Below are 14,599 nucleotides of genomic sequence, written 5' to 3' on the forward strand. Positions count from 1 at the left end.
TTAATTCACCATATCCTGTTTTGTAAATACTACGAACGAAATAATAAGGGAAACAACTGCCCAAACAGTTAAATTCATCAAAGAAAATCCCATCGATAAACCTTGTAATGCAGGTAATTTTCCTGATAAATAATCCGTTAATGATAAATTCACACTAAAAATATATTTCGCGCCTTCCCAAGATGTTGCGAATGAGCTTAAAATACCGCCTGCAATTAATGCAGCTAACATAACGCCCATACCAGCTGGTGTATTACGAATTAAAACAGAGACCATAAATGATATAGTTCCGACAACGATAGCAACAAACCAGGCTAGTCCATACGCCATTAAGATGTATTGCCACTGCGGAATAAGATGCACAAAGTTCGTATTTAACGTTTCCTTATCAATGACGAATCCTGTTAAAACAGGTAAATTCCATCCCGAGTATCCAAATACAAGTCCTGATAATACGTAAGCAAACAAACCTACAAGAAGCAGTATGAGTGAAATGAAAAATAACATCGTCACGTACTTACTAAGGAGTATTTTCCAGCGCCGAATCGGCCGCGTAAGTAACATCTTCATCGTTCCATCACTTCGTTCTCCTGAAACAATATCAATAGCGACAATCATTACGAGAAGCGGAATAAACAATGTAATTCCTTGCTCAATAAACGCCCTTACAAAAGTTGGTGCACCTGGTGCCATCGGGTTAATATCATGATCTAAATAATATTGTTGCTGCTCCACTCTTACCTTTAGCCAATCACGCCATTCTTCTGGTAATCTAGAGTTGTTTAAGCGGTTTTGAGAATCAACAATTTGCTGTTGTAATGAAACTTTCCAATCCGTTGTACCGAGCCTTTTTTGTGTCGTTTCTATTTCACGATACTGCGCATACACAAAAAGTGGAATTAAGATTGCTAAAATAAGCATGACAACAAAAATGCGTTTCTTACGGTAAATCTTTTCTGATTCATTTAAAACTAGATTCGCAAATTCACGCATGCTGCTCACCCCTTGTGAGTTCAATAAATAAATCTTCTAGCGTAAATACAAGCTCCTTAACGCTATGTACATCTATCCCATTTTCTACAAAATATTTATTCCAACTACTTATAGATGCAATATCCATGCGGCATAGTAATCGCTCGCCTTCTACACTCACTTCTCTTATTTCCTCGGCCGCTTCTAACATATCTTTCGCCTTAGAAATTGGTGTAACAATCCATTCTACACGATCACTTGCTGTTTGAATTAACTCTTCAACCTTGGCAACTGTTATCATCTTTCCTTTATGAATAATAGCAACGCGATCACATATCATTTGCACTTCACTTAACAAATGACTTGAAATAAACACACTCATATTTTCTTCTTTCACAAGCTTATGTATAAATTCCCTAAGTTCTCTAATCCCAGCTGGGTCTAAACCGTTTGTAGGCTCATCTAATATGAGCAATTTGGGATTTCCAAGAAGCGCTTGCGCAATACCAAGACGCTGTTTCATACCGAGTGAGTATGTTTTTACCTTATCGTGAATTCTTTCATCTAAATGAACCATTTGAGCAATTTCAATAATACGTTCATCTGATATACCACCTAACATACGGGCAAATTGTTTTAAATTTTCCCATCCCGTTAAATAGGTATACAGTTCTGGGTTTTCAACGATACTCCCAATTTGACGCATCGCTTCTCTGAAATTTTCCTTAATCGAATAACCGCCGATAGAAATCGTGCCTTCTGTTTCTTTAATCAATCCAACTAACATTCGAATGGTAGTCGTTTTTCCAGCTCCATTCGGCCCTAGAAAGCCAAACACTTCTCCTTGTTTTACATCAAAGGAAATATTCTCTACAATCGTCTTCTTTCCAATTACCTTCTTCACGTCTCGTACGGAAAGTATCGTCGTCATTTTACCCCTCCTTGTTCTAGTTTTAATTTACTCGCAACATTTTGAACTAATCGGTCCGCCATATATGTATATCCTATTTCATTCGGATGGAAATGATCAGAGTATAATAAATCTTTCCCACGGTTTTGGAATAAATCAAATGTCGGTGTAATATACACATTTTTATTATTTATCGCCAATTTTTCTAAAGATGCATTCCAGTCTACAACAATGTTTGAAGACCCTTTTAAATCTTCTACATCTTCAAAAGGATTATATAAACCTAGCCAAAAAATTGGGCTATCTGTATTTAACTTACGAATTTCTTCTATAATTTTCTTCGCTTCATTCTGGAATGTTTCTGTATCAGGACGGTATGTTTCTAAATCTATCTTTCCAAGCGAGTCCCAACCTGGGAATAAATCATTTCCTCCAATCGTTAAAACGATTACATCTGCTTGTTTAATTGAATATTGAGCGCCATTACTTTCAATTTGTTTTAATAAATCGGGCATTTTTGCACCACTAACTGCTAAATTTGTTAATGCAATTTTTTGCTTATAATCTTTTTGTAAATCCTCTTTCATTCGCCCAACATAGCCAATTCCTTCTTTATCACCAACACCGCGTGTTAATGAATCACCTAAACTGACGATTTGTAACGTTCCCGTTTTCTTTTTCTCTTTTGCCACTACATCGGTCTTTTTAATTAAATTTGAAGCTTTCGGATTTAATACATCATTCACACCTGAAACAAAGCCATATGCAAATAAACAGAAAGATGCAATTGTAATGAGTAGAATTACTTTTACTACTTTTGATCTCATATCAAAACCCCTTTTAGCCCTCATAGATTGTCCATAATTATACCAAACGCAATTTTGAAAAGCGATTTTCACACCTTATCTATTATGTTGTTTCCCTATGTACTAATTCTGGCAATAACTCTACATGCTTTACATCTATTTTCTCATCATTAACCTTTTCATATAATAATTCAAATGCCTTCACGCCAACATTTTTACTAGAATATGAAATCGTCGTAATGCCTAAAATATCTGCCACACCTTGATCATCACAACCAATAATCGTAATATCTTCCGGAATACGAATTCCTTGTTTTTTCGCTTCCGTTACCATTCCCGCTGCAATATGGTTGCAAGATACAAGAAACGCAGTTGGTTTCACAGACATACGGGCCCATTCCCTGATTACATTACGCCCATCTTCCACCGTAAAACAGTCCTTAAACTTCCAGGCCTCTATCTGTGGTACTGCAATCTGCTGAAGCGAATCCGCATATGCTTGTTTTCTTCTCTGGCTATTAATGCTATTACTTCTTCCAATGCAATATCCAATACTTGTATGGCCGGCATCTATTAAGCTTGTCATCCCTTGCGAAAACACTTTATAGTAATCAATATGTACACTTGAAATGTATTTTGAATCTATTTCCTCACACATAACGATTGGACCAAATTTCGTATATTCCTCAAGTTTTCCCTTGCTATTTGACCGTGAACATATAATAACCCCATCAAGCTTTTTCATTTTTAACATATTTAAAATTTCTAGTTCTCTTTCTTCGCTATAATTCGTCTGGCAAAGCATCATATTATAATTATTCTTTGCTGTTTCCTTTGATATTCCTTCGATAATAGCGCTATAATATTGATCATTTACGTGCGGTAATAAAACACCAATTACATTTGTTTTTCCTTTCACTAAATGAATTGCATTCACATTTTGCGTATAATTTAATTCTTCTATAATTGCTAAAATTTCTTTTCGTTTCTGTTCATTCACATATGGATGATTATTCAGTACACGTGAAACAGTTGAAACAGATACTCCAGCAAGTTCAGCAATCTTTCTTATATTCGTCATCTCATTTTCCCCTTCTCGTAAAAATTCTCCCTTGACCTGGTAAGCTTTCCACAATATATCCTTTCCTAGCAAATACATTTTGAAAGGATATACAACTATGCTTCGATTCAAATTAGAATATATATTTTTCATTGGCGGTCTACTCATTCTCGCCATCGGTATTAATATGATGACGACAATTACTTCATTTGGACTTAGCCCTTATGATTCCTTCTTTATTGCACTATATCAAAATTTCGGGATAAGTATCGGTTTTTGGATTTTCATGATTAACTTTGCTTTTACCCTTATCGTTCTCTTTTGGAATAAAAAACAAATTACAATTGGTACAATCGTAACGATGGTTCTTATTTCTCTTTTTGTTGATTGGATTGGTTCCATTACAACTATTATGGACGCTATCCGCTCTCTTCCAAAATATATAACACTTATTTGCGGAAATCTATTCGTCGGAGCTGGGATTGGTCTTTATGTCTCTACAAACCTTTGCGCAGCACCTCAAGAGGCCTTCGTTTTAACGGTTGCTGAGAAAAAGAAATGGACATTTAGAAGAACAGAAATTTCATTAGCGTTTTTATTTTTAACGTTAAGCTTTTTATTAAATGGACCTATCTATTTTGGAACCATCATCTTATCTTTTACAACAGGCTGGATTATACAAGCATTTATTCAAGTTGGTACGCAGATTTTAAATAGAAAAAAACCTATTAAGCAAGCCGCTTAATAGGTTTTTTTATTAGTCGAGATACTACTTAGCATCCCCTTCAATTCGATAGTTTGCTTTCACACAATCTATTTCTTCATACCCTTGCAACGTATGTAGAATATAATCATAATCAGCAAGAGACGCACGATGCGTTACAATTACAATTTCAGCTTTTCCTTTCTCTTCAAGTGGCATTTGAATAATCTTTTCAAAGCTAACACCACGCTCAGAGAATAATGAAGTAATTTTTGCAAATACACCAATTTCATCTTTTACATGAAGTCTTAAAAATTTCTTCACAACAATTTCGTCTGGCTCTTTTAATACCTTTTTATACTGCGGGGATACCGCGCTATTTCCATTTACACCTAATCTAATATTTTGCATTACAGCTACTAAATCGGAAACAACAGCTGTTGCTGTCGGTAAACTTCCTGCACCGGGTCCATAAAACATCGTTTCTCCGACTGCTTCACCATACACATATACAGCGTTATATTCGTTTTGTACGGCCGCAAGAGGATGTGTATTTGGAAGTAGTGTCGGTTCAACTGTAACCTCTAATTTTTCACCATCTCGCTTCGCAAGACCGATTAATTTAATCGTGTATCCTAAACTCTTACTGTATTCAATATCTTCTTCTGTAATAGAAGTAATCCCTTTTACCTTCACATCTCCAAGCTCTACATTTGTAGAGAAACCAAGGGTAGCCAAAATCGTCATTTTTCTTGCTGCATCTAAACCTTCTACATCTGATGTTGGATCTGCTTCTGCAAATCCAAGTTGCTGGGCTTCTTTTAACACGTCGTTATATGCTCTCCCTTCATCTGACATTTTCGTCAAAATAAAATTTGTCGTTCCATTTACAATTCCCATTACTTTCGTAATAAGATCTGAAGAAAGTCCTTCTACGATACTTCGTAAAATTGGAATCCCTCCGGCTACACTGGCTTCATAAAATAAATCAGCTTTATTATCTTTTGCTACCGCTAATAGTTCCGCCCCATGTAACGCCATTAAATCTTTATTGGCAGTCACAACATGCTTCCCGCTTTGTAAAGCTTGCAAAATATATGCTTTTGCATCATCAATGCCACCCATTACTTCGATGACAACGTCGATGTTTGGGTTGTCTAAAATTTCATGTGCATCTTGTGTTAATAGAGTAGAAGGTACCTCTACTTCTCTCTCTTTTTCAATATTTTGTACTAGTACTTTCGTTACTTTTACAGGACAACCTACTTGGTGTATAAGCCGCTCTTGATGATCTGTAATGATACGAACTACACCGCTACCAACTGTCCCAAGACCTAATAAACCAACTTGAATTTCTTTCATAATACTGTCCACCCCTCAAAAATTGTGTTTAGATGAAATTATATGAGCAAAAAATCTGAAAAACAATGTTTTTTGAACATTCGGAAAAATAAAGGTTAATCTTTACAAAGAAAACGTTACCACGTGTTACACAATCTTTTTTATAATATATAAGGGGTTTCTTGATACACGTAATAATTCAGCCAATTAGAGAATAATAGATTCCCATGGCTTCTCCACCTCACAAGTGGTTTCTCATTTGGATTATTATGCTTAAAATAATTTTTTGGCACATCAATATTTAACCCTTTTTGACGATCTCGTTCGTATTCTTCTTTTAACGTATCACAACTATATTCGCTATGACCGAGTGCGAAAACTTGCCTGCCTTCTTGCCCGATAACAAGATGCACACCCGCTTCTTCAGAGTTTGCTAATAATGTTAATTGTTCCACCTCTCTAATATCACTCTCTCGTACTTCTGTATGACGAGAGTGCGGAGCAAAAAACAACTCATCAAAGCCTTGTAACAATTTCACATGTTGTTCAAGGACCTCATGTTCAAATACACCAAACATTTTTTCCTTCAGAGGATATTTGGGAACGCCATAATGATGATACAAACCAGCCTGTGCCCCCCAGCAAATATGAAGCGTAGATGTTACATTCGTTTTTGAATACTCCATAATACGCCCAAGCTCTTCCCAATAATCTACCTCTTCAAAAGAAAGAGTCTCTACTGGCGCCCCAGTAATAATAAGTCCATCAAATTTCTCATTCTCAATATCACGGAATGTTTTATAGAAACTCGTTAAATGTTCCTGTGCTACATTACGGGACAGATGTGATTCCATATGAAGTAAATGAACATCTAATTGCAATGGTGTATTTCCAATTAAACGAAGTAATTGCGCTTCTGTTTCTTGCTTTGTAGGCATTAAATTTAATATGGCAATTTTCAATGCCCGGATATCTTGTGTTTCTGCTCGCTCCTTTGTCATTACAAAAATATTTTCCTCCTGTAACACTTTGCGAGCTGGTAAATCTTTATCAATTATGATCGGCATGTTGTTTGCCTCCGACTAGCGCTGCTTCTAAATCTGCAATAATATCAGAAACATCTTCTATACCAACTGATAAACGAATTAAATCTGATGTGACACCAGCTAAACGCTGATCTTCAGCACTTAATTGTCTATGCGTTGTACTAGCAGGATGTATAACGCAAGTTCTTGCATCAGCTACATGCGTTACGAGAGTTGCTAGTTTTACATTTGCGATAAATTCTTTCGCTGCTTCTAATCCCCCCTTAATGCCGAATGTTAAAACACCACTAGCACCTTTCTTCAAATACTTTTGTGCTAACGAGTAATTTTCATTACTATCTAGTCCCGGATAATTCACCCATTCAATACGTTCATGGTTAGCAAGCCACTTAGCAACTGCGAGAGCATTTTCACTATGACGCTCCATTCGTAAATGCAATGTTTCTAAGCCGATATTGCTAATATACGCATTGAATGGGCTCATACAATTTCCGTAGTCTCTTAATAATTGAACACGTGCCTTCACAATATAAGCTGCTGCACCAAAATTTTGAACGTAACTTACGCTGTGATAACTTGAATCCGGTTCAACAAGTTCAGGATATTTCCCATTTGTCCAATCGAAGTTCCCTCCGTCAATGACAATGCCACCTAAAGAACTTGCATGACCATCGATATATTTCGTCGTAGAATGAACGATAATATTTGCTCCATGTTCAAATGCTTGGCATAAATAAGGAGTCGCTAATGTATTATCCACAATAAAAGGTACTTCTAACTCTTTGGCTGCATCTGAAAATTCTTTGAAATTTAAAACGTTCATCGCTGGATTTCCTAGCGATTCTGCATAAACGAGTTTCGTCTTATCATTAGCAAGGGCCACAATTTCATCAGCTGTTAAATTTGGATTAAAGAACGTAACATCAATACCAAGCTTACGCAAACTCACTCCAAATAAATTAAACGTCCCGCCATAAACTGTGGAAGAACAAAGCAAATGGTCTCCACTACTACAAATATTTAAAACGGCGAGCATAATAGCAGCCTGCCCAGAGGCCGTTGCAACAGCTCCTACACCGCCTTCTAAATCTGATAACTTCTGCTCAAATGCTGCTAAAGTAGGATTGCCAATACGCGTATAGATATATCCTTCTGCCTCTAAATTAAATAGTGCTGCTAAATCATCCGAAGTATCATATTTATACGTTGTACTTTGATAAAGCGGTAAAACACGCGGTTCACCATTCTTTGGCGTATAGCCACCTTGCACACAAATTGTTCCTTTTCCCCATGATTCTCCCATCTCTCATTCTCCTTTCTTCTTATACAAAATAAAAAACTGCCCCTTTCCTGAAAACAAGAAAGGAGCAGTTTGAAAACACGCTCTAAAGGCTCTTTCTTATCTTTCAGGATATTACCTGCAGGATTTGGCACAATTCCGTTATACGGCTGTTGCCAAGGTTTCGTCGGGCCTGTCCCTCCACCTTTTCTTGATAAGACTATGCAATTACCGTTGATTTTATAGCAATAATTTCCTAATGTCAATTAGTTTTTCTGAATGTTCTAAATTAAATACAAAGAATTTGACATACATAACAAAAGAAATATATTCCATATTCATTTGAAAAAGACCTTTTAAAACCCATAATTACTATATAGAATGAAATAAGTAGTTTAACTGTATACATTTCAAATTCTCACAAGACCTCAATATATTGAATAAGCCAACCTCTCAAAAAGATACTATACATATTCATTTCATTTCACAGTATTATATTTAATTCTTTCAACATTAAAACTTATATAACGGAGGTAAAACATGACACTCACAAAGGACACGCACTTTATACTCGTCCTATACGGCATTATTTTAGGCTCTATAGTAGGAGCAACAGTCTGGTTATTTTTAGTTACAATAAATATCGGCATTCACTTTATTTGGGGATACTTACCTACTATCTTATCTTCTCCCCCGTATTACACCATTTGTATAACAACTATCGGTGGTATTCTCGTTGGCTTAACTCAAAAATACTTCGGCACATATCCACGTCTTATGCCGGAAGTAATGGGTGAATATAAAAAAACAGGTAGAATTGAATACCGTTTTGTACATAAAGCTACTTTAACTGCGATTATCGTTTTAATATTTGGGGCTAGCTTAGGTCCCGAAGCAGCACTTGTTGGAATTATCGGTGGACTTTGTACATGGGTAGGGGATCGCTTTACATTCGCCTTAAAAGGAATGAATGAACTAACGGAGGTTGGAATTGGTGCTACTTTAAGTGTAATTTTTAACGCGCCATTATTCGGTTATTTAGCTCCAAATGAAAATGAGGGTGAACAAATTAATGAATTTTCTAAAGGAAAAAAAGCAATTGTATATTTAGCTACTACTTTCGCTGGTTTTTCCATTTATTTATTGCTTAGTAAATTTGATAATCGTGGATCCTTTATCGTTGATTTTGGAGAAGGTTCCCTTTCTCTTAATGAATGGATTGCCTTTCTACCACTTGCTAGTATTGGTGCTATAGTTGGATTCTTTTATTTTAAATTAGAATTCACATTAGAGAAATTCATTCATCCTTTTAGGGAATACAAACTTATCCTTGGAATTATCGGTGGTATTTTATTAGGGATTACAGGAACTTTTCTCCCATACACATTATTCTCCGGAGAACATCAATTAAAAGATTTAGTCGTTGAATGGAGCCATTTATCCTTCTGGGTACTACTTCTTTCAGGGGTTTTAAAATTATGTATTACTGCTGTTTGTTTAAATACAGGTTGGCGTGGCGGACATATTTTCCCAATTATATTCGCTGGATCTAGTATCGGATATGCTATAGCTTCCATTATCCCTATAGATCCAATCGCTTCGGTAGCCATTGTCACAACAGCAATTTCAAGCTATGCATTAAGAAAACCAATTGCTATAACACTACTATTACTCATGTTTTTCCCGCTCAACTTACTATTACCTATGCTTGGAGCGGCAGCGATTGGTAATGCATTTCCACTTCCTAAAAACAACGAAACTACAAGCTAATACAAATAGGCAGTAGGGACAAAAGTTCCACTGCCTATTTTCATTACACATGCTGCTTCAATAGTGCGTGTAACTCTTCAAAATTTTGCACTTCATATGTCGGCACAATCTCACTATTATTTGATTTCTTTTCTGGATTAAACCAACAAGTATCAATTCCTGCTACATATCCACCTTTAATATCAGCGCTTAACGAATCCCCAATAATGAGCCCTTCTTCAAGGGAAAAATTAGGAATTCGTTCAAAAACATAATCAAAATACTCTTTCATTGGCTTTTGATAACCCGTATCTTCAGAAACAAAAATATCTTTAAATAGCGAATGTAATCCTGCATTACGCAAACGTTTATCTTGCGTCTTAGAAACACCGTTTGTCACTATATATAAATCATACTCCCTTTGAATTTGATTTATAAATTCAAACGCGCCTTGTATGAGTTGATTCCCTTCTTCTAAGTAACTGCGATAATTATTTTCGAATAATATCCCATCCACTTCTTGTCCATATTCTTTAAATAAAACCGAAAATCTTGTATTTACTACTTCATCACGATTTATTTTACCTTCTTCAAAATCATCCCAAAGACCTTTATTAACTTTTTTATACTGTGCTTCAACTTCGCTAGTTAGAGGAATTCCTTTCTCCTCAAAAAGCATACGTAACGCTATCTTCTCAGCCTTTTGAAAATCTAACAATGTATCATCTACATCAAATAATAGTGTTTTATATTTTTTCATAGTCCCCTCACACTCTCTTTTCTACAAAAACAAATTCACATAAATCGTACCATTCTTTCTTGTAAAAATAATAGGAGATATCTCATACTAAACATGAGGTGAAAATATGAAAGTCAGCAAAAATAGCGAAGAAATCTCTCATTACATGCAAACTTACAACTTCCATACTCTTTTTTCTTTTGATGTCTTACCGTACGCTGAACTACATTCCTTTCAAAAGAAAGAAAGGATATGTAATGAAGGGGCTAATTTCCCTTATCTTTATTACTTAATTTCCGGGAAAGCGAAAATATATATGAGTCACAAAAACGGGAAAGTCTCCTTAATTAACTTTATTCAGGCACCTTCGTTTATCGGAGAATTAGGGTTGATTGGTGTAGAATCCGTTACGAAAACGGTGGAAGTGATTGAAGAATGCATGTGCTTGGCACTTCCCCTTAAAGATTGTCAGCATCTTTTATTGCAAGATGCTACCTTTCTACAAAAACTATGCAAATTTATCGGTGAAAAAACAATTACTCGAACGGAAAGTTACGCCAAAAACAATAGTTATCCGTTCGAAAATCGATTAGCAGCATTTATTCTATTAACAGAACAAAATAACAGTTATACAGAAAAACATACTGAGGCTTCGGAATACTTAAATGTCAGCTACCGTCATCTTTTATATGTATTAAACCAGTTTTGCCAGCATAATTACTTAAAAAAAGACGGAAGAACTTATTACATACAAGATCGAATTCAATTGGAAAAATTGGCTGACGAACTTAAAATATAAAAAAGTAGCATTAACATATAGGCGTTAATGCTACTTTTTTCGAGTGACGATTCTATTTTCAATTAAAATTTGCTTGCTACTTTAGCTGCTTCTTCAAGACCCGCTGTAATAATCTCTTCTGCTTTATCTGGGAATTGATTATGTCCTTCAATAACTACTGTTTCCATGTTTGTTGCACCGAAGAAGCCCATCATGCTTGCTACATATTTAACAGCCATTTCTACTTCTGCTGCTGGACCTTCAGAATATACACCACCGCGCGCGTTTAATAATGCAATCTTCTTATCTCCAATTAGACCAACTGGACCTTCTGGCGTATATTTAAACGTTTTTCCAGCTCGGTTTAAATAATCAATATATGTGTGCAATACTGCTGGGATTGTTAAGTTCCATAATGGGAAACCGAAAACGACTTTATCAGCTTCTAGGAATTGATTTAAGTACTTATCAGCAACTGCTACTGCTTTTGCTTCCTCTTCAGTTAAATCAAATCCTTTACCTGCTTTGAATGTACCATTAATCATATCTACGCCTACATATGGTAATTCTTCTTTATATAAATCAAGTTCTACTACTGTATCATTTGGATGTGCTTCTTTATAGTTTGCTAAAAATGCCTCGTATAATTTCACACTAACTGCTTGTTCCGCTGGGCGGTTGTTTGCTTTTACAAATAAAACTGTTGCCATTATTTTTCCTCCTACTACTCACTCTTCTGTTGTTATATGCTTTTAAAAAAGGTATCCCTTGTAATTGTTGTTTTGTTGCTTACAAACATATTTTATCTTTATATCAAGACAATTTCGTCCTCACATAGACGTATTTTTCCATAAAAAAAGTCCACCTTCTAAAGGCGAACTAGGTCTTACGACTTTTGTCTTATACAATTCCGTTTTTCACTGCATATAATGCTGCTTGCGTACGATCAGATAAATTCAACTTACTCAAAATACTACTTACATGAGCTTTTACCGTTTTTTCTGTAATAACTAAAACGGAAGCGATCTCTTTATTACTCATCCCTTTCGCTAATAGCTGCAACACTTCATTTTCTCTCGCTGTTAGCACATCCACTTGAATAGAAGGTTCTTCTTCCTTTTCTTCCACAGGTAATGTTTGAGAGAGAAGAGCGGTTGCTATATCTGGATGTAATTGAATATTACCTTTATATGCGCTTCGAATAGCTTCAACAAGTTGGTCTGGTTCTACATCTTTTAAAATATAGCCGCTTGCTCCCGCCCTTAATGCCGGTAAAACATGTGCCTGGTCAGAAAAGCTAGTTAATACTATTACTTTTACATCCGGATATTCTTGTTTGATACACGCCGTTGCCTCAACACCATCCATTTCGGGCATATATAAATCCATTAGTACAACATCAGGATTTGTCTCCCCTACTTTCACTAATGCTTCTTTCCCATTATTCGCTTCTCCAACTAACGCTAAATCTTCTTGCGTACTTAAGAAAAATGCTAATCCTTTTAAAACAACTGTATGATCATCAACTAACAATACTTTTATTTTCACAAACTTCCCTCATTTTCACATCATAATGGTACGTCTACTTTTATACTGGTTCTTTTCTTATCACTTACAATTTTAATTGTTCCACCAATTAATTCTACTCTTTCGCGCATCGTAGTCATGCCGAGTGATTTCTTCTCTTTTATATCCTTTTCTACAAAGCCTTTTCCTTGATCGACTATTTCTAATGATACATTCTTCTCCGTCACTTTGAAATAAATCGTTGCTTCTCTGACATTCGCATGTTTACTTACGTTATTTAAAGCTTCTTGTCCAATTCTCCATAGCGCTTCCTCTACTACACGTGGCAAATCACGAACACCTGTAACTTGTTCACGAATTTTCAATCCCAAGTTTTCACCGTACTGCTTTAAAGCTGGTAATAAGCCTTTTTCTAAACCTGCCGGACGAAGCTGCCAAATTAATGTTCTCATTTCCTTTAAAGCCCCTTGCGCTAGTTCACGCATCTCATGCAAAGATTGATCAACCTTTTCATTTTGACCTTTTAAAACAGCTTCAGCCCCTTTTGTCATAAAGGTTAATGAAAATAATTTTTGCGAAACAGAATCATGTAAATCCCTCGCTAATCGGTTTCTTTCTTCCATTCGTACGAGTTCACGGCGCTGTTCGTTTAATCTTAAATTCTCTATTATTAATGAAACGTGATTTGATAATGCTTGAATTACATCTATTGTATTAACATCAAATTCCCCATTATTTAAACTAACACATAAAACACCAAATATATGATTTTGGATATGTATTGGTGCAGCAATAACAACTCCATTTAGATGTTTTAATAGAGCTAGCTCACCTTGTTCTAACGCCTTCTTTGCCGCTTCTTTTACATCCTCTTGTAACCCTTCTTGACCATAAGAAGCTCGCAAAGATAACTCTATTTCTTCCCTAATAAAAAACGCCACTTGATTCCACTGAAATACTTCACCTACGTGATTTACCACTTTTTCAGGTAATATATTAAACTTATGAATCGTTTTTAAAGCTTGAATAAACCGCTCCAATTTCACATAATAATGTGCTCTTCGCTTTTCATTTTCATATAATTTTGTTCGTTTTAAGGCCGTCCCGATTTGGAAAGCAACTGATTGGAGCAATACTAATTCTTCTTCCGAAAAATGTGTTTTACCTGGGCTAGCTACATTTAAAACACCAAATTTCTCTCCTCCAGCCTTTAAAGGAACCGTAGCATGGTGAAGGATTCCTTCTGTATCTCCCCAATTATACTCAATTGCATTATTAATTCTTTTACATTCAATAATATTAACCGCTCGCTCTAATTTTCCATCCACAAAGCCACGTAAACACCAACACTCACCTTCACACATCGGGCGTTTATTTTCATATGTAAGTGCCTCTGGTAACTGATAATCGATCAACTTCGTATATTTCCCATTTTCATCCGCAAGAAAAATCCAGCCCGTCGTTAGACCCGTTACACTGAGCAATTTTTCTAGCACCGCTTGCAGTACATGGTACATATCATTTGATGTATTTAGTGTTTCTGCAATTTCTTTTAATATAACTAATTCATTTGTACGATTCTCTTGAAACATAATTCGTCTCCTACATACAAGATTTTAAATAGCTCCTCAAATAAATCATCTACTTTTCACTTTGTACTTATTCATAACATTGATATAATGGTGAAAA

The 14,599-nt window shown here is 35.6% G+C and carries 14 protein-coding genes and 1 riboswitch; of the genes, 3 read left to right on the forward strand and 11 right to left on the reverse strand.

Annotation, left to right across the window (positions count from 1 at the left end):
* The 4 genes from ATN06_RS27355 to ATN06_RS27370 are packed head-to-tail and all read right to left on the reverse strand — an operon-like array spanning window position 1 to window position 3,769.
* Complete coding sequence (locus ATN06_RS27355) at window positions 1-993, reverse strand: DUF2705 family protein (RefSeq protein WP_001206484.1); 993 nt, start codon at window positions 991-993, stop codon at window positions 1-3.
* Window positions 986-1,903 (reverse strand): ABC transporter ATP-binding protein, encoded by a 918-nt coding sequence (locus ATN06_RS27360; RefSeq protein ID WP_060633011.1) that lies wholly within the window; start codon window positions 1,901-1,903, stop codon window positions 986-988. Before ATN06_RS27360 ends, ATN06_RS27355 begins: the two co-directional genes overlap by 8 nt.
* Window positions 1,900-2,781, reverse strand: a complete 882-nt coding sequence (locus ATN06_RS27365; protein ID WP_176225728.1) for an SGNH/GDSL hydrolase family protein — start codon at window positions 2,779-2,781, stop codon at window positions 1,900-1,902. The genes ATN06_RS27360 and ATN06_RS27365 overlap by 4 nt, the downstream gene beginning before the upstream one ends.
* A gap of 10 nt (window positions 2,782-2,791) precedes the next feature.
* Window positions 2,792-3,769 (reverse strand): LacI family DNA-binding transcriptional regulator, encoded by a 978-nt coding sequence (locus tag ATN06_RS27370; protein ID WP_060633013.1) that lies wholly within the window; start codon window positions 3,767-3,769, stop codon window positions 2,792-2,794.
* A gap of 97 nt (window positions 3,770-3,866) precedes the next feature.
* On the opposite strand from ATN06_RS27370, the gene ATN06_RS27375 reads away from it, so the two are divergent.
* A complete protein-coding gene (locus tag ATN06_RS27375) occupies window positions 3,867-4,493 on the forward strand; it encodes a YczE/YyaS/YitT family protein (RefSeq protein ID WP_060633014.1) in 627 nt (208 codons plus the stop codon).
* A 24-nt stretch (window positions 4,494-4,517) separates the two neighbouring features.
* On the opposite strand, the gene ATN06_RS27380 is transcribed toward ATN06_RS27375, so the two are convergent.
* The 3 genes from ATN06_RS27380 to ATN06_RS27390 all read right to left on the reverse strand — a co-directional run bounded on the left by ATN06_RS27380 (window position 4,518) and on the right by ATN06_RS27390 (window position 8,141).
* A complete protein-coding gene (locus ATN06_RS27380; RefSeq protein ID WP_000659095.1) occupies window positions 4,518-5,813 on the reverse strand; it encodes a homoserine dehydrogenase in 1,296 nt (431 codons plus the stop codon).
* A gap of 140 nt (window positions 5,814-5,953) precedes the next feature.
* A complete protein-coding gene (gene metA / locus ATN06_RS27385) occupies window positions 5,954-6,859 on the reverse strand; it encodes a homoserine O-acetyltransferase MetA (protein ID WP_060633015.1) in 906 nt (301 codons plus the stop codon).
* Window positions 6,843-8,141: a bifunctional O-acetylhomoserine aminocarboxypropyltransferase/cysteine synthase gene (locus ATN06_RS27390; protein ID WP_060633016.1), complete on the reverse strand. Its 1,299-nt coding sequence runs from the start codon at window positions 8,139-8,141 to the stop codon at window positions 6,843-6,845. The genes metA and ATN06_RS27390 overlap by 17 nt, the downstream gene beginning before the upstream one ends.
* Window positions 8,142-8,234: 93 nt before the next feature.
* A riboswitch (SAM riboswitch) is annotated at window positions 8,235-8,338 on the reverse strand.
* A 319-nt stretch (window positions 8,339-8,657) separates the two neighbouring features.
* Between ATN06_RS27390 and ATN06_RS27395 the strand changes: the two genes are divergently transcribed.
* Window positions 8,658-9,887, forward strand: coding sequence for a chloride channel protein (locus ATN06_RS27395; protein WP_060633017.1), 1,230 nt, complete (start codon window positions 8,658-8,660; stop codon window positions 9,885-9,887).
* Between the two features lie 43 nt (window positions 9,888-9,930).
* Here the strand turns inward: ATN06_RS27395 and ATN06_RS27400 are convergent, their stop codons facing one another.
* Complete coding sequence (locus ATN06_RS27400) at window positions 9,931-10,626, reverse strand: YjjG family noncanonical pyrimidine nucleotidase (protein WP_060633018.1); 696 nt, start codon at window positions 10,624-10,626, stop codon at window positions 9,931-9,933.
* 106 nt (window positions 10,627-10,732) lie between these two features.
* Here ATN06_RS27400 and ATN06_RS27405 point away from each other — a divergent pair, with 106 nt between their 5' ends.
* Entirely contained in the window at window positions 10,733-11,404 is a 672-nt protein-coding gene (locus tag ATN06_RS27405; protein ID WP_060633019.1) for a transcriptional regulator YeiL, read from the forward strand.
* A gap of 62 nt (window positions 11,405-11,466) precedes the next feature.
* Here ATN06_RS27405 and ATN06_RS27410 read toward each other — a convergent pair whose 3' ends face one another.
* From ATN06_RS27410 to ATN06_RS27420, 3 genes are all read right to left on the reverse strand, one after another.
* Window positions 11,467-12,093 carry an FMN-dependent NADH-azoreductase gene (locus ATN06_RS27410; RefSeq protein ID WP_000246726.1) on the reverse strand — a complete coding sequence of 209 codons (627 nt, stop codon included), beginning with the start codon at window positions 12,091-12,093 and terminating at the stop codon, window positions 11,467-11,469.
* Between the two features lie 190 nt (window positions 12,094-12,283).
* The gene (locus ATN06_RS27415) at window positions 12,284-12,931 is read right to left on the reverse strand and encodes a response regulator (RefSeq protein WP_060633020.1); all 648 of its coding nucleotides are present in this window, start codon (window positions 12,929-12,931) and stop codon (window positions 12,284-12,286) included.
* 20 nt (window positions 12,932-12,951) lie between these two features.
* Entirely contained in the window at window positions 12,952-14,502 is a 1,551-nt protein-coding gene (locus ATN06_RS27420) for a GAF domain-containing sensor histidine kinase (RefSeq protein WP_060633021.1), read from the reverse strand.
* Window positions 14,503-14,599: the final 97 nt, after the last annotated feature.

This window comes from Bacillus thuringiensis (genome assembly GCF_001455345.1).
GTDB classification, from domain to species: domain Bacteria; phylum Bacillota; class Bacilli; order Bacillales; family Bacillaceae_G; genus Bacillus_A; species Bacillus_A thuringiensis_N.